The organism is Nocardia sp. CA-120079 (assembly GCF_050955745.1).
Classification (GTDB): Bacteria; Actinomycetota; Actinomycetes; order Mycobacteriales; family Mycobacteriaceae; genus Nocardia.
Window position 1 is genome coordinate 6,440,993 of record NZ_CP192088.1, and the last position, 17,586, is coordinate 6,458,578.

Annotated in this window: 18 protein-coding genes and 2 pseudogenes; 12 read left to right on the top strand and 8 right to left on the bottom strand. The window is 65.6% G+C overall.

Annotated features, from left to right (window positions below):
- Positions 1–18: 18 nt before the first annotated feature.
- From ACQPYR_RS29725 to ACQPYR_RS29745, 5 genes are read left to right on the top strand one after another with little or no spacing between them, the layout of a single operon-like run.
- Entirely contained in the window at positions 19–585 is a 567-nt protein-coding gene (locus tag ACQPYR_RS29725; RefSeq protein WP_433622234.1) for an aromatic-ring-hydroxylating dioxygenase subunit beta, read from the top strand.
- 16 nt (positions 586–601) lie between these two features.
- Positions 602–1,486: an alpha/beta fold hydrolase gene (locus tag ACQPYR_RS29730; protein ID WP_433622235.1), complete on the top strand. Its 885-nt coding sequence runs from the start codon at positions 602–604 to the stop codon at positions 1,484–1,486.
- 53 nt (positions 1,487–1,539) lie between these two features.
- Complete coding sequence (locus tag ACQPYR_RS29735; RefSeq protein ID WP_433635278.1) at positions 1,540–2,391, top strand: SDR family NAD(P)-dependent oxidoreductase; 852 nt, start codon at positions 1,540–1,542, stop codon at positions 2,389–2,391.
- A 33-nt stretch (positions 2,392–2,424) separates the two neighbouring features.
- A complete protein-coding gene (locus ACQPYR_RS29740; protein WP_433622236.1) occupies positions 2,425–4,014 on the top strand; it encodes an AMP-binding protein in 1,590 nt (529 codons plus the stop codon).
- A gap of 1 nt (position 4,015) precedes the next feature.
- Positions 4,016–4,474: a hypothetical protein gene (locus ACQPYR_RS29745; protein WP_433622237.1), complete on the top strand. Its 459-nt coding sequence runs from the start codon at positions 4,016–4,018 to the stop codon at positions 4,472–4,474.
- Between the two features lie 27 nt (positions 4,475–4,501).
- Here the strand turns inward: ACQPYR_RS29745 and ACQPYR_RS29750 are convergent, their stop codons facing one another.
- The 3 genes from ACQPYR_RS29750 to ACQPYR_RS29760 all read right to left on the bottom strand — a co-directional run bounded on the left by ACQPYR_RS29750 (position 4,502) and on the right by ACQPYR_RS29760 (position 6,507).
- Positions 4,502–5,146, bottom strand: coding sequence for a helix-turn-helix domain-containing protein (locus tag ACQPYR_RS29750; RefSeq protein WP_433622238.1), 645 nt, complete (start codon positions 5,144–5,146; stop codon positions 4,502–4,504).
- Between the two features lie 43 nt (positions 5,147–5,189).
- The gene (locus ACQPYR_RS29755; RefSeq protein WP_433622239.1) at positions 5,190–5,963 is read right to left on the bottom strand and encodes an IclR family transcriptional regulator; all 774 of its coding nucleotides are present in this window, start codon (positions 5,961–5,963) and stop codon (positions 5,190–5,192) included.
- Between the two features lie 232 nt (positions 5,964–6,195).
- Complete coding sequence (locus ACQPYR_RS29760; RefSeq protein WP_433622240.1) at positions 6,196–6,507, bottom strand: hypothetical protein; 312 nt, start codon at positions 6,505–6,507, stop codon at positions 6,196–6,198.
- A gap of 398 nt (positions 6,508–6,905) precedes the next feature.
- Between ACQPYR_RS29760 and ACQPYR_RS29765 the strand changes: the two genes are divergently transcribed.
- The 3 genes from ACQPYR_RS29765 to ACQPYR_RS29775 are packed head-to-tail and all read left to right on the top strand — an operon-like array spanning position 6,906 to position 8,203.
- Positions 6,906–7,373 carry a TetR family transcriptional regulator C-terminal domain-containing protein gene (locus tag ACQPYR_RS29765; protein ID WP_433622241.1) on the top strand — a complete coding sequence of 156 codons (468 nt, stop codon included), beginning with the start codon at positions 6,906–6,908 and terminating at the stop codon, positions 7,371–7,373.
- The gene (locus tag ACQPYR_RS29770) at positions 7,330–7,572 is read left to right on the top strand and encodes a hypothetical protein (RefSeq protein WP_433622242.1); all 243 of its coding nucleotides are present in this window, start codon (positions 7,330–7,332) and stop codon (positions 7,570–7,572) included. The genes ACQPYR_RS29765 and ACQPYR_RS29770 overlap by 44 nt, the downstream gene beginning before the upstream one ends.
- Complete coding sequence (locus tag ACQPYR_RS29775) at positions 7,502–8,203, top strand: enoyl-CoA hydratase-related protein (protein WP_433635279.1); 702 nt, start codon at positions 7,502–7,504, stop codon at positions 8,201–8,203. The genes ACQPYR_RS29770 and ACQPYR_RS29775 overlap by 71 nt, the downstream gene beginning before the upstream one ends.
- A 367-nt stretch (positions 8,204–8,570) precedes the next feature.
- On the opposite strand, the gene ACQPYR_RS29780 is transcribed toward ACQPYR_RS29775, so the two are convergent.
- Together ACQPYR_RS29780 and ACQPYR_RS29785 are read right to left on the bottom strand one after the other, a co-directional pair.
- Positions 8,571–8,777: a DUF397 domain-containing protein gene (locus ACQPYR_RS29780; RefSeq protein WP_433622243.1), complete on the bottom strand. Its 207-nt coding sequence runs from the start codon at positions 8,775–8,777 to the stop codon at positions 8,571–8,573.
- Positions 8,774–9,703, bottom strand: coding sequence for a helix-turn-helix domain-containing protein (locus ACQPYR_RS29785; protein ID WP_433622244.1), 930 nt, complete (start codon positions 9,701–9,703; stop codon positions 8,774–8,776). Before ACQPYR_RS29785 ends, ACQPYR_RS29780 begins: the two co-directional genes overlap by 4 nt.
- A 470-nt stretch (positions 9,704–10,173) precedes the next feature.
- On the opposite strand from ACQPYR_RS29785, the gene ACQPYR_RS29790 reads away from it, so the two are divergent.
- The 3 genes and pseudogenes from ACQPYR_RS29790 to ACQPYR_RS29800 all read left to right on the top strand — a co-directional run bounded on the left by ACQPYR_RS29790 (position 10,174) and on the right by ACQPYR_RS29800 (position 15,057).
- Positions 10,174–10,491, top strand: coding sequence for a hypothetical protein (locus ACQPYR_RS29790; RefSeq protein WP_433622245.1), 318 nt, complete (start codon positions 10,174–10,176; stop codon positions 10,489–10,491).
- 171 nt (positions 10,492–10,662) lie between these two features.
- Positions 10,663–11,564 (top strand): annotated as a pseudogene (locus ACQPYR_RS29795) (SAM-dependent methyltransferase).
- Between the two features lie 356 nt (positions 11,565–11,920).
- Positions 11,921–15,057: pseudogene (locus ACQPYR_RS29800) on the top strand (Tn3 family transposase).
- A 123-nt stretch (positions 15,058–15,180) separates the two neighbouring features.
- Here the strand turns inward: ACQPYR_RS29800 and ACQPYR_RS29805 are convergent.
- From ACQPYR_RS29805 to ACQPYR_RS29815, 3 genes are read right to left on the bottom strand one after another with little or no spacing between them, the layout of a single operon-like run.
- On the bottom strand, positions 15,181–15,630 hold the full coding sequence (locus ACQPYR_RS29805; protein WP_433622246.1) for a nuclear transport factor 2 family protein: 450 nt from the start codon (positions 15,628–15,630) through the stop codon (positions 15,181–15,183).
- Complete coding sequence (locus ACQPYR_RS29810) at positions 15,627–16,310, bottom strand: NmrA family NAD(P)-binding protein (RefSeq protein WP_433635280.1); 684 nt, start codon at positions 16,308–16,310, stop codon at positions 15,627–15,629. Before ACQPYR_RS29810 ends, ACQPYR_RS29805 begins: the two co-directional genes overlap by 4 nt.
- Entirely contained in the window at positions 16,280–16,474 is a 195-nt protein-coding gene (locus ACQPYR_RS29815; RefSeq protein WP_433622247.1) for a hypothetical protein, read from the bottom strand. The genes ACQPYR_RS29810 and ACQPYR_RS29815 overlap by 31 nt, the downstream gene beginning before the upstream one ends.
- 111 nt (positions 16,475–16,585) lie before the next feature.
- On the opposite strand from ACQPYR_RS29815, the gene ACQPYR_RS29820 reads away from it, so the two are divergent.
- Positions 16,586–17,524 (top strand): cupin domain-containing protein, encoded by a 939-nt coding sequence (locus ACQPYR_RS29820; RefSeq protein WP_433622248.1) that lies wholly within the window; start codon positions 16,586–16,588, stop codon positions 17,522–17,524.
- Positions 17,525–17,586 lie beyond the last annotated feature (62 nt).

Sequence of the window (17,586 nt, forward strand, 5' to 3'; positions counted from 1 at the left end):
AAGGAATGGAATCAGATTGTGAGCACCACGACAGCGTCGTCCGCGGCCGCTAGCTGCGCCGACCGCGACACCCATTTCGAGGTCGAGCAGTTCTACTACCTCGAGGCCGAACTGCTCGACGACGGCCACTTCACCGACTGGCTCGATCTGCTCGACGACGACCTCGAGTATTGGATGCCTACCCGCACCAACCGATTGCGTCGTCAGCAGGCCCTGTCGATCGCCGCCCGCGGTGAGGCCGCCTTCTACGACGAGACCAAGGAGAGTCTGGCCTGGCGCATCCGCCGCTTCGACTCCGGTATGGCCTGGGCCGAGGACCCTCCCTCGCGCACTCGCCATCTGGTAACGAATGTCATTGTGCAGCACGCGGATCCGGATGAGCACGCGGGTTTCACCCCGGCGGACCTGCTCGTGCGATCGGTTTTCCTCGTCTACCGCAATCGTCTCGAACGCGAGGAAAACATCTTCGCAGGCAGGCGTACCGACCTGCTGCGGCGCACCGAGAGCGGACTGCGCGTGGCGCGGCGCACGATCCTGCTGGACCAGAACATCCTGCAGGCCAAGAACATTTCCACCTTCTTCTGACCATAGGGGCTCTGTCATGACCGCTACCGAATTCGAGTTGCAGCGCAAAGATATTCAGCTGAAACATCACACCGTGACCACATCGCTCGGCGAGATCGCAATTGCCGAGGCCGGATCCGGCCCGGTGCTGGTGATGCTGCACGGCGGCGGCCCGGGAGCCTCCGGGGTCAGCAACTATCACCAGAACCTGCCCGCCCTGGTGCAACACTTCCGGGTGCTCCTGCCCGACCAGCCCGGATTCGGCGACAGCTACCGGCCCACCGAGGCCGACCTCGACGCCCGCTCCATCACCGAGATCACTGTCGACGCCCTCTACCAGGCTCTCGACGCCCTCGGCGTGGAAAGCTTCCACCTGTTGGGCAACAGCCTCGGTGGTGCCGCCGCGATCGCGATGGCCCAAACCCGCCCCGAACGGGTCACCGGCCTGGTCCTCATGGCCCCCGGCGGTGGCTGGCTCCCATTCGGGCCTACCCCGACCGAGGGCCAGAAGGAGATGTTCCGCTACTACAACAGCGGCGGCCCCAGCCCGAAGAAGATGGCCAACTTCATCCGCACCATGGTCTTCGACCACAAGCAATTCGGTGAGGACGTGGTGCGCGCCCGCTACGAGGCATCCCTCGACGAAAGCCACATCAAGTTCTACCACCACTACAACGCCGCTTTCGCCAAGCGGCACGGCATGGACCCGCTGTGGCGCGACCTGCACAAGATCAAAGCGCCGACCCTGCTGTTGTGGGGACGTGACGACCGCACCATTACCCTCGACGGCGCCCAGATCATGCTCAAGAGCATCCGTAATGTCCAGATGCACATCTTCGGCAACTGCGGGCACTGGGTCCAGCTCGAACGCGCCCGCGAATTCGAGCGCCTGGTCGGCGATTTCCTTGTGGAGCTCGCGTGACCGGGTCGAGGCCGAAGGCAGCAGTGGAGCGTAACCACGAAGGCTCCGCGGACATGCGCAATGGACACCGCGTGAGCGGGTGGCTCGACGGTTACGTCGCCCTGGTCACCGGCGGCGGTTCCGGCATCGGCCGCGCTGTCGCCGAACGCTTCGTCACCGAGGGCGCCTCCGTGACGATCCTCGGCCGGAATCTCGACCGCCTCGACGAGGTCGTGCGCAGTTCTCCCGACCCGTCCCGCATGCATGCTGTGGCGGCCGATGTCCGCGACTCCGATCAACTGCACGCCGCTGTCGCGGAGACGGTCCAGCGGTTCGGCAAACTCGACACGCTCGTCACCAATGCCGGCATTTGGGACTATCAGCGCCAGCTCACCCGGCTGACCGGCAAAGAGCTCTCAGATACGTTCGACGAGCTCTTCTCGATCAATGTGAAGGGGTATTTCCTGGCGGCCGAAGCGGCCTGGCGGGAACTGGTGAAAACCCGCGGCAGCATTGTGATGACGCTGTCCAATGCCTCGTTCTACGTCAACGGCGGCGGACCGGTCTACACCGCGAGCAAACACGCCTGCCTGGGCCTGATGCGCGAACTGGCCTATGAGCTCGCCCCCAAGATCCGCGTCAACGGTGTCGCCTGCGGCGGCATGAACACCGACCTGCGCGGACCGGAATCGCTTGCCCTCCAAGATCGTTCGCTGGCGACCTCGTTCGCCAAAAAGACCACGGACACGCCCCCGCCGCCCATTCCGCTGCACGACTCCAGCACCGACCCCCGCGATTTCACCGGTTCCTACGTCCTGCTCGCCTCCCGCGAGCAGAGCGGACCCATCACCGGACAGGCCATTTCGGTGGACGGCGGCATCGGCGTGCGTGGCTTCGCCTCCGCCGCCGGCGGCGACCACCTGTAGCACCAACGCTCAGTGACGAGCCAGGAGACTCTCATGACCACGGCCCATCTGGCGAATTCCGTTGCCGGAGTGGATATCAACCCGGCCACAGCGATTCGGGTCAACGCCCGATACCAGGCTGACCATGTCGCCGTCCGGTACGCCGGCGGCGACCTCACCTGTGCCCAACTCGACGACCGCGCAGCCCGGCTGGCCACGGCGCTCACCCAAGGTGGTGTGATCGCGGGCGACCGGGTGGCCTACCTCGGGCTCAATAGCCCAGCCTTCCTTGTGACCATGCTCGCGGCGTTCCGGCTCGGTGCGATCTTCGTGCCCGTCAATTTCCGCCTGGCCGAGCCCGAACTCCGCACCATCCTGGACAGCAGCGGTGCCATTGTCCTTGTCGCCGAGGACGGGCATCGCGACATCGTGGATGTCGTATGCGAACACACTGCCCTACAACGCTTTCTGCTCGTCGACGACGATTCCGAGATCCCGGCCACATCGACGCCGCACCTGCGATGGGAGCCGTGGAGTCCCCTGTTGCACGCTGCACATCCGGCCGAGGCGGTGCGGCCGGCCCGGTTCGAGGATCCAGCGATCATCATGTTCACCTCGGGCACCACCGGCCTGCCCAAGGGAGTCACACTCTCCTACGGCAATATCTGGTGGAACGGCGTCAACGTCGACACCCGCCTGGACACCCGCCGAGGCGATGTCACCCACGCCGTCGCGCCGCTGTTCCACATCGGCGGACTCAACGCCATCGCGTTGCGCACCCTAATCCGCGGTGGCACGGTGGTTGTCCGGCGCAGCTTCGACCCGATCGCATTCCACCGCGACTTGATCCAGTATCGCGTCAACTCGTTCTTCGCCGTGCCCGCCATGCTGGCCGCACTCGCTCGCGTGCCCGACCTGTTCCGCACCGAACTCCTCGACCTGCGCACCGTGGTCGTGGCAGGCGCACCGGTGCCGCCGTCGCTCATCGCCGAGTACGCGGCGCACGGCATAACTTTGCAACAAGCGTGGGGCCTGACCGAAACCGCGCCGTTCGCAACACATCTGCCCGCCGAACACACCCGCGGGAAACTCGGCTCGGCCGGAATTCCCATGCCGTACACCAGGATCAGCGTGGTCGACCCCGCCACCAACACACCAGTCGAGGCGGGCATCAGCGGCGAGGTCGTGGTATCCGGACCCAATGTAACCCTGGGCTACTGGAACAATCCGGACGCCACCGCAGCGGCCTTCGACGCCGACGGCTGGTTCCACACCGGCGATATCGGCTACCTCGACACCGACGGCTATCTCTACATCGTCGACCGCCTCAAAGACATGATCATCACCGGCGGCGAGAACGTCTACCCCGCCGAGGTGGAACGCGCCCTCGCCGATCTACCCGGACTGCTCGACGTCGCCGTCGTCGGCACAGCGGATCCTCAGTGGGGCGAAACGGTCGTCGCCGTCATCAGCTGCGACGAAGGCGCCGAACCCAGCTTGGATGAAGTTCGCGACCACGCTGCGGCCAAACTGGCGCGCTACAAAATCCCACGACACGTGAAGCTGGTGAAAGCGGTGCCGCGCAACGCATCCGGAAAACTCGACAAGATCGCGGTACGCCGTCTACTGGCCGAGGGCAGCTGACATGCTCAGCCCCGAGATCCCTGCGCTCGCGCTGCCTGGCCCATGGCACAGCAAGGTCCGCTCCCACTCCGGGACAACCGTGCTGCTCGAGGTCGGTAGACCCAGCGACGGCGGCACCACCGTCGAGCTCGAACGCTGCAACAGCGGCCGACTGCGCCACAGCTACCCGGTCGACTCCCACGATATTGAAGCGCGAATACTCGGTGCGCTGCCCACGTCGGTACTGGCGGAACTGCTCACCGCGCTCAGTAGCGCCATAGCCATGGCCGATCCGCGGTGTCGACGGCTCGTATACGCCGCTCCAGCCGAGGACACCGAGACGATCGCGACCGCCGAGGCCGCGGGATTCCGGTATGTCGTGGATGTCGATCTGCCCGACAGCGCGCTGAGCCTGCTGGTTTCCGAACCGCGGTGGGTCACCGCCGTCGATGCCGACCTCGACCGCGTGCCCGGCACGTGATGGACGCCAGCGCGCGGTCATCCGACCTTAGGAGTCATGGATGCCGTTGTGCGGCAGGTCATTTCGAGCGACAATCGGGCGCGTCGGCGAGAACCGACCCACTCGCGGCACCGTGGTCACCATATGCGCGAGTACCCGGTCGGTCAGCGGGATGTACACGTGCGCGACGTCACCGGGAAACCGGACGAAATCACCGGCGGCCAGATCGACCGTGTCGCTGACCGGACCCGTGCGGACCTTGCCGGTGACGACGTACAGGTGATGCAGCGTGCCCGGGGTATGCGACTCGACCACCGTCGAGGCACCGTTCGTGCGTTCCAAACGCATCATGAGGGTGCGCACATCGCCGGATCCGTAGGTCTCGTCCATCATCCGCTCGGCCCAGCCGGTCCGGGGCGACCACTGCACCTCGTCGGCGCGCTGCACGAAGACCGGCGTCCCCCACTCGGTCAGCAACCGCCGAGCAGGCACACCCAACGCCGTCCCCAACAGCGACAGGGTCTCGACCGTCGGATTGCCCACGCCCTGCTCGATCTTCGACAGGGTCTGCTTGGACAGCCCCGAACGACGAGCGAGGTCCCCCAGCGACATGCTGCGCTCCAGCCGGTATCGGCGGAGATTACGTGCGACGAGATCGTTCTCGTCCGGTCGCCCGTCACTTGTGGTGTCCATGCCGCCATTGTCGACCGCGCACGGGAGTGCGTGCATCGCGGCCTCACACCCACCCCACCCGCGCGACCGCCTGGGAGGCCGCCGCACAGACCTGTCGCAGGCTGCGCTCGAACCGGCGAATATCGACCTGTCCGCGCGGTCCGGATACCGAGAATCCGGCGACTGCACGGCCACGGTTGTCGAAGATCGGAACCGCCAAGCAGGTCAGGCCGAGCCTGCTTTCCTGATCATCGATGGCACAGCCCGTACGGCGAACCGCCTCTAGTTCGGTTGCCAGACATTCCGCATCCGTAATGGTATATGCGGTCAGCGCCGCCAACGGTTGTGCCAGTGCCGCAGCGTGCGGAGCGTAGGCCAGCAATACCTTTCCGACCGCGGTGCCGTGCGCAGGCAGCCGTCCGCCGATCCGCGAAGGCGCTGGTACGGGGCGATGGCCGTACAGCTTGGCCAGATACACGACATCCGTACCGTGCAATGCGGCAAGATGCACTGTCTGCCTGGTCGATTCGTACACATCGGTGAGATATGGCAACAACAGATCCCTGATCCGCTCATGTTCAGGCGAGTACACCGCCCGGCCCAGCTGATGCAGCCGGGCGCCCAACCGATAGCCCGAACCGCTGCGCTCGACAACACCACTACGTTCCAGCATGCCGAGCACCCGGAACGCCGTCGACTTGCTCAACTGTGCACGTCGAGCAAGTTCACTGACCCCCACCCCAGCATCGGCCTCATCGCCGAACGCCGCGAGCAAGCTGATCGCCTTCTCCACCGCGGGCCGATCGTCCCGCACCGGTTCGACAACGGACACGGTCATCCCGGACCTCCTGTTCACCCCCATTGTCAACTACAATATGCACGTCGGCACTTTTACATGACAATCATGGGAGCGGTTAGAGGTGTTCGTCAACAGTGACGACCGTACATTAAAAGTGACATTTTCCGACAGGCGCATGCACCCGACAGTGGCGTGGCCAACCATCGCCAAGACCACAGCCATCATCACTGTGAACGCGACGATGTGCCGTATCCGAATAGGTCAAGGCCAATCATCGCGACCGACCTTCGATTCGCCAGCCCGCGCCACGGCGCGTTTCCAATGAAGTTACTCCGAACGGCCGGTCGCCACGCCGGATCAGCGCCCGCATCAGAGCGAATAACTCATCGAGATGGAACGGGTTGGCCAGATAGCCATCAGCAACATCGTCGAGCCCGGCGACCCGGTCCCGGACCGCGCCCCACGCGCTCAACAACACCCGAATCCAGATCTCCTCACCCGCCGCGACGTCCGCCACATTGACCGACCAGGTCAGAGCACTAGTGGTGTCACCGGCACCACCGTCCCGGCGGGCGCTGGCCATTTGCACCTTCCGCCTGCCACGCTGTCGCGCCTGACCGGCTCGACCATCCGTGCCGCGTCGCACTGGACCCACACCGTCGCCGCGAGGAACGCAAATACGTCGCGCTGAGGCCACACGAAGTTGACAGTCATTCGTGACCGTGAACCTATTGACAGTCACATATGACTGTGAAAATTTGTGGTTGTAGCCGAGAAGAGAACCGATGGAGTAGGCGTGCGGGCGGTGCAGCGCGAGGCCACGCGGGAGTTGATCGTCCAGACGGCGGTCGACTTGCTGGTTTCCAGAGGTCTAGCTGCGACGACGACCGTCGAGGTCCAACGCGCTGCGGGATTGAGCCGGGGGCGCTGCTGCATCACTTCCCGACACGAGAAGCGATGCTGGGCGCGACGATTCGCACCTTGATGCAGAGCAACGAGCAGGTGGTTGCGGAGGCTGAGGCCGCGGTGCCGCAAGGCATCGACCGGGTGGAGCGTGCTATCCGTCTGCTGCGAGCGGCGGTCGTGCGGCCCTCGTTCGTCGCAGAGCTCGAATTGTGGTCGGCGGCGCGCACCGACGCCACGTTGCGGCAGGTGCTGCGCGACGAGGAGAAACGAGCACGCAGCGACCTGTATCGGGTGGTCGCGGAGGCATTCGGGCCCGAACTGGTAACCGCGGCAAGGTATCCGATTGTCGCCTCGCTGACCGTGCAATTTCTGCGTGGATTGGCTATTTCGCAGGTTCTGCAGAGCGAACCGGACAGCGCCGACGCGATTGTCGCCGAATGGGTGGGCGTTGTGCGTGCACTGTTATCCGGTTCGCCCCTTGGCGATGACGGAGCCCTCAATGAAGAAGAGAGAACTGACGATGTCGGATGTGGTGACCTATGAGGTGCGTGGCCGCAAGGCATATTTAACGTTGAACCGGCCTGACAGGCTCAACGCGATCACCGACGAGGTGGCGCGGCGGTTGAAGGAACTGGTCGACCGGGCCAACGACGACCCTGCGGTGGAATATCATCGTCCTTCAGGATGCCGGGCGAGCCTCCAGCGCGGGGTACGACCTCAAGCAATATGCCGAATCTGGTGATCTCACTCAGCCGCCGGTATGGGATCCGATCAAGGATTTCCGGTTGATGAAACGCAATACCGACGACTTCTTCAGCCTGTGGCGGTCACTGAAGCCGACCATCGCCAAAGTCCACGGCCACGCGGTGGCCGGCGGCAGTGATATCGCACTGTCGTGCGATCTGGTGGTGATGGCCGACGATGCGCGTATCGGCTACATGCCAGCGCGGGTGTGGGGCTGCCCCACGACCGCGATGTGGGTGTACCGGCTCGGTGCCGAGAGGGCGAAGCGGATGCTGTTGACCGGTGACACCATCGATGGCGCAACTGCGGCCGCATGGGGCCTGGTATTGCAGGCCGTGCCCTGCCGACGAACTCGATCAGGCAGTGGAGACCTTGGCCGACCGGATCGCCGGGGTACCCATCAACCAGCTGGCCATGCAGAAGCTCATGATCAACCAGGCTTACGACAACATGAGTCTGCACGGCACGCAGATCCTTGCGACGTTATTCGGCGGCATCACCCGGCATTCTCCCGAGGGCCGCTGGTTCCAGGAGTTCGCTGCCAAGCATGGGTTCGCGGCCGCGGTGGCGTGGCGCGATTCCGGCCGCGAGATCCCCGACGGCGGTGGCCGGGTTCCCTCGGTCGATGAACTGGTCGGCAACTGAGGCCGGGTGGTCATGACAGTGGAATTGGAATACGCGTACTGGTCGGCCGACACCAGTCGTGTACCGATGACGATGTCTGGACCAGCAACTTCGTGCGAGCTCTGTCGTCGCTGCATTGATTCCGGTACCGGTTCTCACCGGGGCGTCGTAAATGCGACAGCCTGGGCTTGGTGTGTGGCGACACCAACCCGACCCTCGCTTCGGGTCCTTGAAGTGATGAGTCTTCGTCCACTGCGCAAGAATTCGGCAGGAACTCCGCAGAATAAGAAATGCCCCTTCAGCGTCGCGGCGAGAGGGGGCATTCATTCCTGTCGAAGTACAGAGGGGACAAGCACCCACTTCGCGACGAACTTACTTTCGCTCGAACTCGCCATCCTGTACGCCAGCGGTGAACGCATCCCATTCCGAAGGGTTAAAGACCAGCGCCGGGCCGGTCGGGTTCTTGGAGTCCCGCAGCCCGACTATCCCCCCGTCGAGGTGAGCGACTTCGACGCAGTTGTCGTTACCGCCACTGTGGCGGCTCTTGAACCAGTGTGCCCCCGACAGGTCGACGCTCACGGCATGTACTCCTTCGCTACCCGCCTCAGCAGGCGTTTACTTTCAACTACGTCCAACGCTACCCGTTGGATCACCCGGAAGGCTTCTCGGTACGCCCGAACACTGCGCGGAGTCTCCAGGTGCATACTCCCTGCAAAGCTTTCGACGTACACGACCGGTGGTTCAGGCGGCTTGCCGTTCCCGAAGTCCAACAGGGTGAACGCATCGACCGCTTTACCCATGGGGTATCCGCTGCTATCGGGCAGCACCCGGACAGATACGTTCGGTGGCAAGTCAGCGAGGCGCCGAAGCTGTCGACTCATCAATCGTGGCCCGCCGACGATCCGCCGCAGCACTCCCTCATCGATGACTAGATCAACCTCCAGAGGGGACACTGAACGGTGAATCAAGTGCAGGCGCTTGCGCCGTACTTCCATCCGTTGTGCCCTATCTTCAGGCGAATCATCGCGAAAGTAGATGCGATCCAGTACCTCGGCGTACTCCTGAGTCTGGAACAGGCTCGAAATGATGTCCGGTCGGTACACCGTCAACCGTTCGGCAGCAGCTTCAAGGCCCAAATAGACTTTGAAGCTCGGCGCCAACATGTCCGTTCGTTCGTCCCACCAACTTTGCTCGCGTCGTTGCGCCGCAAGGTTTTTCAGCTCCTCAAGCCGATCCATCCTCTGATAGAGACGACACAGCTTCGTCAGCTTCGCATCGTCAATCTTTGACGCCTGCGCACTCTCCAGGCGTTGAAGTGACCCTGACCCCATGCCGACTGCCTTCGACGCGGTCAGGATCGAAAGGCCTGTCTCGCTCCGCATCTCACGCAAGATCCGCCCCAGCTGGCGGTGCGGTACTCCATTCACGAGCGGTTCGTCGGGTGAATTGGGTGACGACGCAGCCTTCGCGTTGTCGTCATTCCCCCTGGTCGTCGGCTCATCCATCGCTTACGCCTCTCAATTCTCCGGGCAGATGGCGCGGCCTTTTGGGTGACGCATTCCGCCGATTCTGGGTGACGAAGATCCGTGTCGTTGGGTGACTCTACCTGCAAGTATGGGTGACATTCTGGGCAAATGAACCAGTAAGTGCGGGTGGCCCATTGGGTGACCCAAACTGTCCATCAGAGTGATCTTATGGGCACGTGCTCGGCTGGACGCCGGAAATCAATCCTTTGCAGTCCGTTGCCAGCCGGGCGCACCTTAGCCGTCGTACTGAGGGGTCGTGATGTTGAAGCCGGAACTGCCGAAGCGAGCCACGTTCATGGGACCACTCGGCCTCACCCGATGTGATGTGCCAGCTGAGGTGCTCGCGAACTATCTTGTGGCACTCCAAGAGTGGACGCCGCCTGAACACCCCGATGGCGGGGTGTCGTGTCCTCCGCCATCGGGGCAACCACACCGACGGAGGGGTGAATATGACCCGGGACATATTTCGTACCACTGAATCACCGGATGGTCGCCAGGTCGCCAAGTGGCGGTTGATCGGTACGGTGCCGCACATATATCAGGTCCAGAACCGCGCGGATGCTTCGGTCGCGTACCGGTGGCCAGATCACAAGCAGGCACCCAGCGCGGCGCGCGGCCTTGTGCTATTCGATGAGGTGTCCCCACCGGATCTCGTCACTGCCCGCGAAGCGTTCCCCGGATTCACCGATCTCTGGGATGCGATACGGCACGAACGACTTTCGTTGGTATTCAGCCTCAATGAGCTACGCACTGCGGGCGAGGCATGAGTGCCTCCCTCTCATGCTCGAGCCCCATGACGCGGGAGCGCGCGCCGCTGTACTACGCCCGACGCTGGGAGGACCAGCGAGCGGGGAAACGAACCTCTATCAACGTCATCAGCGCCCCGGCCGTCCCAACCTTCCGCCGGGGCGTGGCCCAACAACCAAAGGCGTGACAACGTGCCCGATGCATGGCCGTTCGATGAACCCCAATCGAGACCGATTTCGGGGACGACATCGATCAACGAGGCAACGAGCCCTGACCTGACTCTGCCGCGGCGCACTGAACCCACGACCGACGAACTACGCCAGAATGTTCCGACTCCGGCACGTGTCCACAATTGCCTCCTCGGAGGGGATGACAACTATTGCTGTGACCAGTGGGCCGCCGCCGAAATGTCCCGGCTGTACCCGGAAATGCGCACCGTGGCGCGCGCTGGCCGCGACTTTCAGCGTCGAGTCACGAATACCTTGCCGCACAAGATATCCGCCAGTTCGTAGACATCGGGACCGGTACGCCGCATCACCCCGCCCTGCACCAAATCGCTTTCCTACACGCGCCTGAATCTCGAGTGGTCTATATCGACAACGACCTGATCGTCGCCGCGCACGCGCGAGCTCTGCTAGTCGGCGAATGCCCCGAACGTATCGATTTCGTCCGTGCCGACCTGACGGTACCCGCGTCGATCACGGCTGCCCTGGGTCGCACGCTCGACCTCGGCCAGCCCATTGCGGTCTCGCTGATCTCGGTGCTGCACTGGATCGAAGATCACCACGGCCCCCACGCAGCCGTGCGCCACGTCCGTTCAGCGCTGGCACCGGGCTCATTCCTGATCGCTTCGCACATCACCGGCGATTACAACGAGCAAGCGACGGACGCGGTGACACTAGCTTGCCAGAAGCACAGCCTGCCGTTCCGTGCACGAACGCACGCCGACTTCGCCGAGTTCTTCTCCGACTGCGACGTCATCAAACCTGGAATCGTCAACCCCTACCAATGGCACCCTGACACCGGCGACGCGCATTGGTCAACCATCTCGACGGAGCTGCCTTGCTACGTCGCTGTGGCCCGAACCCGATGACTCCCAGCGACGCCGCCTCTGCGGGGATTTCGGGAAACACCCACCGACCCCGACGGAGTGTGGAGGCGAACACGACGTGGTCGCGCAGGATCCACACGTCCGAACGCTCTTGCATCTGTCCAGATGCGTCGACTGTCGTCGCGCCGAAGAATGTGAGACGACCGTCAATGATCACCGTGGCATTGGTGAGCCGGTAGCCATCCATGGTCAGGCCCGCTTGCACCGGGTGTGAGTAGTTGAGGTACAGGAAATCCCGGTGAGAACGATCATGGTCGTTTAGCACACGCGATCGGCCTGGTGCGGGGGTTCGGGGGAAGATCCTCGATCGCTGTCGGGGCATGGCTACCGTCCGCCGCATGCCGGTGGAATTTTTAACTGATGAGCAGGCCGAGGCGTACGGGACGTTCACCGAGGTGCCCACCCGCCCGGAGCTGGAGCGGTTCTTCTTCCTCGACGATGACGACCGTGATCTGATTGCCCTGCGTCGTACGGACGCACATCGCCTGGGCATGGCCGTGCAGATCTGCACGGTCCGCTACATCGGCCGGTTCCTGGGTGAGGACCCGCTGGCGGTGCCGTGGGAGGCCGTGGAGTACCTGGCCGGGCAGCTCGGCATCGCCGACGCCTCGTGCGTGAAGCGGTACCCGGAGCGCCGGTCGACGGTGTACGAGCACGCGGCGGAGATCCAGAAACGGTTCAGGTACCGGGACTTCACGGATCGGAGGTGGGCCGGGAGTTCCGTGGCTTCCTGTACGGGCGTGCGTGGACGCACGCCGAGGGGCCGGTGGCGCTGTTCAACCACGCGGTGACGTGGCTGCGGAAGAACCGGGTGCTGTTGCCCGGCGTTTCGGTGTTGGCCCGGCAGGTGTCGGAGGCCCGGACGGTTGCCGAGCGGCGCTTGTACGAGGCGGTGGCCCGCGCCGCATCCCGGGCCGATCCGTCTCTCGCGCCGGCGCTGGCTGAGCTGCTGGTGGTGCCGGAGGGCAAGCGGGTCTCTGAGCTGGAGCGGCTGCGTACTCCTCCGACGAAGTCGACGGGTACGGCGATGGTGCGGGCCATGGAGCGGGTGGAGGAGATCTCGGCGTTCGCGCTGGGGCAGGTGGACCTGTCCCGGGTGCCGGTGAACCGGCTGTCCACGCTGGCCCGGTACGGGCAGTTGAGCAAGGCGCAGACGATCGAGCGGGCGCCGGAGCCGCGGCGGACCGCGCTGTTGACGGCGGTGGTGCGTCAGCTGGAGGCGCAGGCGGTCGATGACGCGCTGGACCTGTTCGCGGTGCTGATGGCGAACCGGCTGATCAGCCCGGCCCGCCGGGCGTCGGATAGGGACCGGCTGGCGATGCTGCCGCAGCTGGAGAAGGCGGCCCGCATCCTGGCGAAGGCGTCGAAGATCCTGACCGAGGAGTTGGATCTGGTCGCGGAGGGCGGGACGGACCTGGACGTCGGCGCGTTGTGGGCTGCGGTGGAGGAGGCCGTGCCGCGTACGGCGGTCGCGGGGGCGGTCGCGACCGTGGAGGCCCTGGTGCCGGAGGACGACGGGTCGGCCGAGGCGGCGATGCGGGAGAAGCTGGCCCTGCGCTACAACACCATCCGGCCCTTCCTGTCCCTGCTGGGTGAGTCGGACGCGCTCGGCGCGGCCCCGGCCGGACGGCGGGTGCTCGCCGCGGTGCGCCGGCTGCCCGCGCTGTCACGGCGGCGGGTCAAGGACCGGCCGCTGCTGCCCCGCGAGGTCGACGCCGAACTCGTGCCGGCGATGTGGAAGCGGGCGGTGTTCTCCAACGCGAAGCTGCCGCAGGGCGCGGTCGACCGGGACGCGTACGTGGTGTGCGTGCTGGAGCAGCTGCACCGCGCGCTGAACCGGCGGGACGTGTTCGCCTCGCCGTCGAACCGGTGGGCAGACCCGCGCGCGAGGCTGCTGGACGGGCCGCGGTGGAAGGCGATGAAGGCGGACGTGCTGGCGGGCCTGTCCCTGTCAGAGGACGCCGCCGAGCACCTGGACCAGCTGATCCGCGGCCTGGATGCCGCGTGGCGGCAGATGGCCGACCGACTCACGGAGGCCGGTGACGACGCGAAGGTGGAGGTCGTCGTCCCCGAAGGCGGCGGCAGGGCCAAGCTGTCGGTGGACAAGCTGGGTGCGGTGGGCGAACCGGAGTCGCTGACCTGGCTGAAGAACACCACGGAGGCGATGCTCCCCCGGATCGAGCTGCCGGACCTGCTCTTCGAGGTCCATTCCTGGACCGGGTTCCTCGACGCCTTCGGCCACGTCTCCGAGCGGCGCACCCGCATGGAAGGCCTGCTCGTCTCCCTGGTCGCGCTGCTGGTCTCGCAGAGCTGCAACATCGGCCTGACCCCGGTCATCGACACCGAGAACAAGGCGCTGACCCGCTCGCGCCTGTCCCACGTCGACCAGAACTACGTGCGCGCCGACACCATCGCCGCAGCGAACGCCGCGCTCATCACCGCCCAGTCCCGTATCGAGCTGGCTCAGATGTGGGGCGGCGGGCTGCTCGCCTCCGTCGACGGCCTGCGCTTCGTCGTCCCCGTCAAGAGCATCAACACCGGACCCTCACCCAAGTACTACGGCTACAAACGCGGCGTGACCTGGCTCAACGCCGTAAACGACCAAGTAGCGGGGATCGGCGCGATGGTGGTGCGTGGCACCCCGCGCGACAGCCTGTACACGCTGGACACCCTGCTGAACCTCGACGGCGGGGTGAAGCCGGAGATGGTCGCGACCGACAACGCCTCGTACTCGGACATGGCCTTCGGCCTGTACAAGATGCTCGGCTTCCGCTTCGCCCCGCGCTTCCGGGACCTGGAGGACCAGCGGTTCTGGCGGGCCGACCTCCCCGACGACGGGCAGACGCCGGCCGCCGGGTACGGGCCGCTGGAGGCCGTCGCCTGCAACAAGGTCAACCTCAAGCGGATCGCCACGCACTGGCCGGACATGCTTCGCGTCGCCGGATCGCTCATCACCAACCAGGTCCGGGCCTACGACCTGCTGCGCATGTTCGGCCGCGAGGGCCACCCGACCCCGCTCGGTGCCGCGTTCGCCGAGTACGGCCGGATCGACAAGACCATGCACCTGCTCGCCCTGGTCGACCCGGTCGACGACACCTACCGGCGGCTCATGAACCGACAGCTGACCGTGCAGGAGTCCCGCCACCGCCTGGCCCGCGCGATCTGCCACGGCGGCCGGGGCCAGATCCGCCAGGCCTACCGCGAGGGCCAGGAGGATCAGCTGGCCAGTCTGGGTCTCGTTCTCAACGCCGTCGTGCTGTGGAACACCCGCTACCTGGACGCTGCTGTGGCCCAGCTCCGCGCCGAGGGCCACGACATCAAGGACGAGGACGTCGCCAGGCTCTCCCCGCTCAAGGACCGGCACGTCAACTTCCTGGGCCGCTACCTGTTCAATATCAAGGCCAGCGGCCCCGGCCAGGGCCTGCGCCCTCTGCGGGACCCGGACGCGGTCGAGGACGACGAGGACGAGGAGTGAGCGGCGCATCCGTCGTCCGGGGCGGGTCGTTGTACTACCGGAAGACCGCCGCTGACCCGTGGCTGAGTGCCTTCGCAGGCTGATCGCCTGGGTGACGGCGGCCTCGGTGGGCTGCACCGGCTCTTACGAGCGACCGCCCTGTGGCCATCCCTGTGCGTCGAATACGGCGATGGGGTCCAGGTAGTCGCGCCAGTGCGTCACCTTGCTGTCCTCGATCGTCACGACGGAGACGAAGCGGTTGTCGTAGGGCCGCCCCGTCACCGGCGATGTGCCGTGGACCTCGTACTCCAGGACGACCGTCGAGGTCTCCGGGTCTCGGTGTACGCGGAGATTGTCAGCGCTGCGCAGCGTGATGTAGTCGTCGTAGTCGCTGTACAGGTCGATGATTTTCTGGCGTCCCTCGACCCGTCGGGGGTAGCCCGGCACGGTGATCACGTACTCGAAGACCACGTCCTCGGCGAGCAGGTCGTAAAAGTCCTCCCCGTCGACCAGGCCGTTCAGCCCCTCCTTGATGATGTGGAAGAACGGGCTGTTCGCCCCGAAGGGAGCATTCTCGCCGACGATCTTGGTCACTTCGCCTCCGGAGTCCAGACGTGGGCGTTGCGCTCGGCGAACTCGCGGAAGGTGGTGGCCGGCCGGCCGGTGACCTTCTCGACGTCCCCGGTGGGCGTGGCACCGTTGCCGGAGATGACGGCGCCGGTGAGCCAGCGCATCATCACCTCGTACTCGGCGGGGACGCCCGCGGCGATGAGCGTGTTGATCCACACCTCCTGGTCGATGTCGTGGTAGGCGACGGGTCGGCCGCTCACGGCGGCGATGATGTCCGCGACCTCCTGGTGGGTGAGGGCCTGCGGGCCAGTGAGCGAGTAGACCGCGCCGGCGTGGGCCTCGGGGTCCAGCAGCGTTTCCGCCGCGACCGCCGCAATGTCGGCCGCGTCGATGAACGCTTCCTTTCCGCCGCCGCTCGGGGCCGCGAACACTCCGTCGATGAGCGGGATGTGCGCATCGCCGAAGTTCTGCATGAACCATGCCGGGCGCAGGATGGAGTGTGTGATGCCCTGCCGGGACGCCAGATCGGCCTCGACGGCCGCGATGTCGACCTCCGGCGGGGCCTGGTCGGCGTTGTAGACGCTCAGGTAGGTGACATGACGCACCCCGGCCGCCTCGGCGAGGTCCAGGAAGGCTGCGACCTGGCCTGCGTAGCTGATACGCGCGGTGACCGTCACCAGATAGAGGCGGTCGACACCGGCCAGGGCGGCCGCATGGGTGGCCGGGTCGTCCCAGTCGAAGCGGACGTCCGCTCCGCTGCGTGCCGCGGTACGGGGGTAATGCCTCGCTGGGCGAGCAGGTCGGCCAGCAGCGAACCGGACCGGCCGGTACCGCCGAGGATGAGCGCGGTGGGTGCTTCGTTGTTCATGACTCCATACTCGAAGCTCGGAACTAGATAATCCATGCGTGATTCGCTCTACCTTTTACGCGATGCTCTCAGTCCTTGACCCGGTATGGTCGTTCTGGTCAAGGTGATCCCATGGACCTGTTGACTGACCACCTGGTACGGGCACGCGCCACCGGCGCGGTGTTCGCGCGGACGGTCGCCGAACCGCCATGGGGCCTTCGGCTGGACGGTTCGATACAGCTGTCGGTGCACACGGTCGTCCGCGGCCGCGGCTACCTCTGGCTGGACACCCCCGGCAGCACCGTGGAGCTCATACCGGGAAGCGTCACGCTGGTACGCGGCGGGCCGGACCACTACATCGGGCATGAGCCGGGCGCCGAATGCCTGGAGCCGGAGGAGTTCCGGGCACGGCATGCCCAGACGCTCCCTGGGGACAACCCGCAGGCCACCGTGTTCCTGTGCGGTGCCTACCAGTTCTCCGGCGACGTCGGCGGGGGACTGCTCGACGCACTGCCCCCGGTCATGACCCTCTCGGCGGCCGATGACGACCCGCTGCGGGACGTGATCACCTTGCTCTCCCGCGAACTGGTCCGCAGCGAACTCGCCCAGCAGATCGTCCTGGACCGCCTCCTGGACCTGCTCCTCGTCCTGGCCATCCGCAGCGACTTCCGCCGCAGCGCGACCGCACCGCGCTGGTACCGGGCATCCTCGGACCCGCGGCTGGGCCCGGCTCTGCAGGCTGTGCACGAGAACGCCGCCCACGCGTGGACGGTCCCCGAACTCGCCGACATCAGCGGCCTGTCGCGGGCCGCCTTCGCGCGGGTGTTCCGGGAGGCGCTCGGCCAGGCCCCCATGCAGTACCTGACCGAATGGCGCATGACCATCGCCCGCGACCACCTCCGCGCCGGTGACCTCAGCCTGGCCCAGATCGCCGACGCCGTCGGCTACGGCTCGCCGTTCGCCTTCGCCGCCGCCTTCCGCCGTCACCACGGAGAACCACCCGGAACCTGGCGCCAGAGGGAACGAATGGCCGCCCCCGCGCGGCTGCTGACCACACACCCCGGCTCGTGAGCGTTATTCGGCCCCGCTCGCGGAGCAGCAGTGCCCCGCCGTCGAACCCCGGCAGCGTGTCG

Coding starts and splice junctions, on each gene's coding strand:
- ACQPYR_RS29745 (WP_433622237.1), top strand. CDS start 4,016: ATGCTCAGCCCCGAGATCCCTGCGCTCGCGCTGCCTGGCCCATGGCAC.
- ACQPYR_RS29815 (WP_433622247.1), bottom strand. CDS start 16,474: ATGAACAACGAAGCACCCACCGCGCTCATCCTCGGCGGTACCGGCCGG.
- ACQPYR_RS29735 (WP_433635278.1), top strand. CDS start 1,540: ATGCGCAATGGACACCGCGTGAGCGGGTGGCTCGACGGTTACGTCGCC.
- ACQPYR_RS29785 (WP_433622244.1), bottom strand. CDS start 9,703: ATGGATGAGCCGACGACCAGGGGGAATGACGACAACGCGAAGGCTGCG.
- ACQPYR_RS29770 (WP_433622242.1), top strand. CDS start 7,330: ATGAAGAAGAGAGAACTGACGATGTCGGATGTGGTGACCTATGAGGTG.
- ACQPYR_RS29740 (WP_433622236.1), top strand. CDS start 2,425: ATGACCACGGCCCATCTGGCGAATTCCGTTGCCGGAGTGGATATCAAC.
- ACQPYR_RS29820 (WP_433622248.1), top strand. CDS start 16,586: ATGGACCTGTTGACTGACCACCTGGTACGGGCACGCGCCACCGGCGCG.
- ACQPYR_RS29755 (WP_433622239.1), bottom strand. CDS start 5,963: ATGACCGTGTCCGTTGTCGAACCGGTGCGGGACGATCGGCCCGCGGTG.
- ACQPYR_RS29790 (WP_433622245.1), top strand. CDS start 10,174: ATGACCCGGGACATATTTCGTACCACTGAATCACCGGATGGTCGCCAG.
- ACQPYR_RS29750 (WP_433622238.1), bottom strand. CDS start 5,146: ATGGACACCACAAGTGACGGGCGACCGGACGAGAACGATCTCGTCGCA.
- ACQPYR_RS29730 (WP_433622235.1), top strand. CDS start 602: ATGACCGCTACCGAATTCGAGTTGCAGCGCAAAGATATTCAGCTGAAA.
- ACQPYR_RS29760 (WP_433622240.1), bottom strand. CDS start 6,507: ATGGCCAGCGCCCGCCGGGACGGTGGTGCCGGTGACACCACTAGTGCT.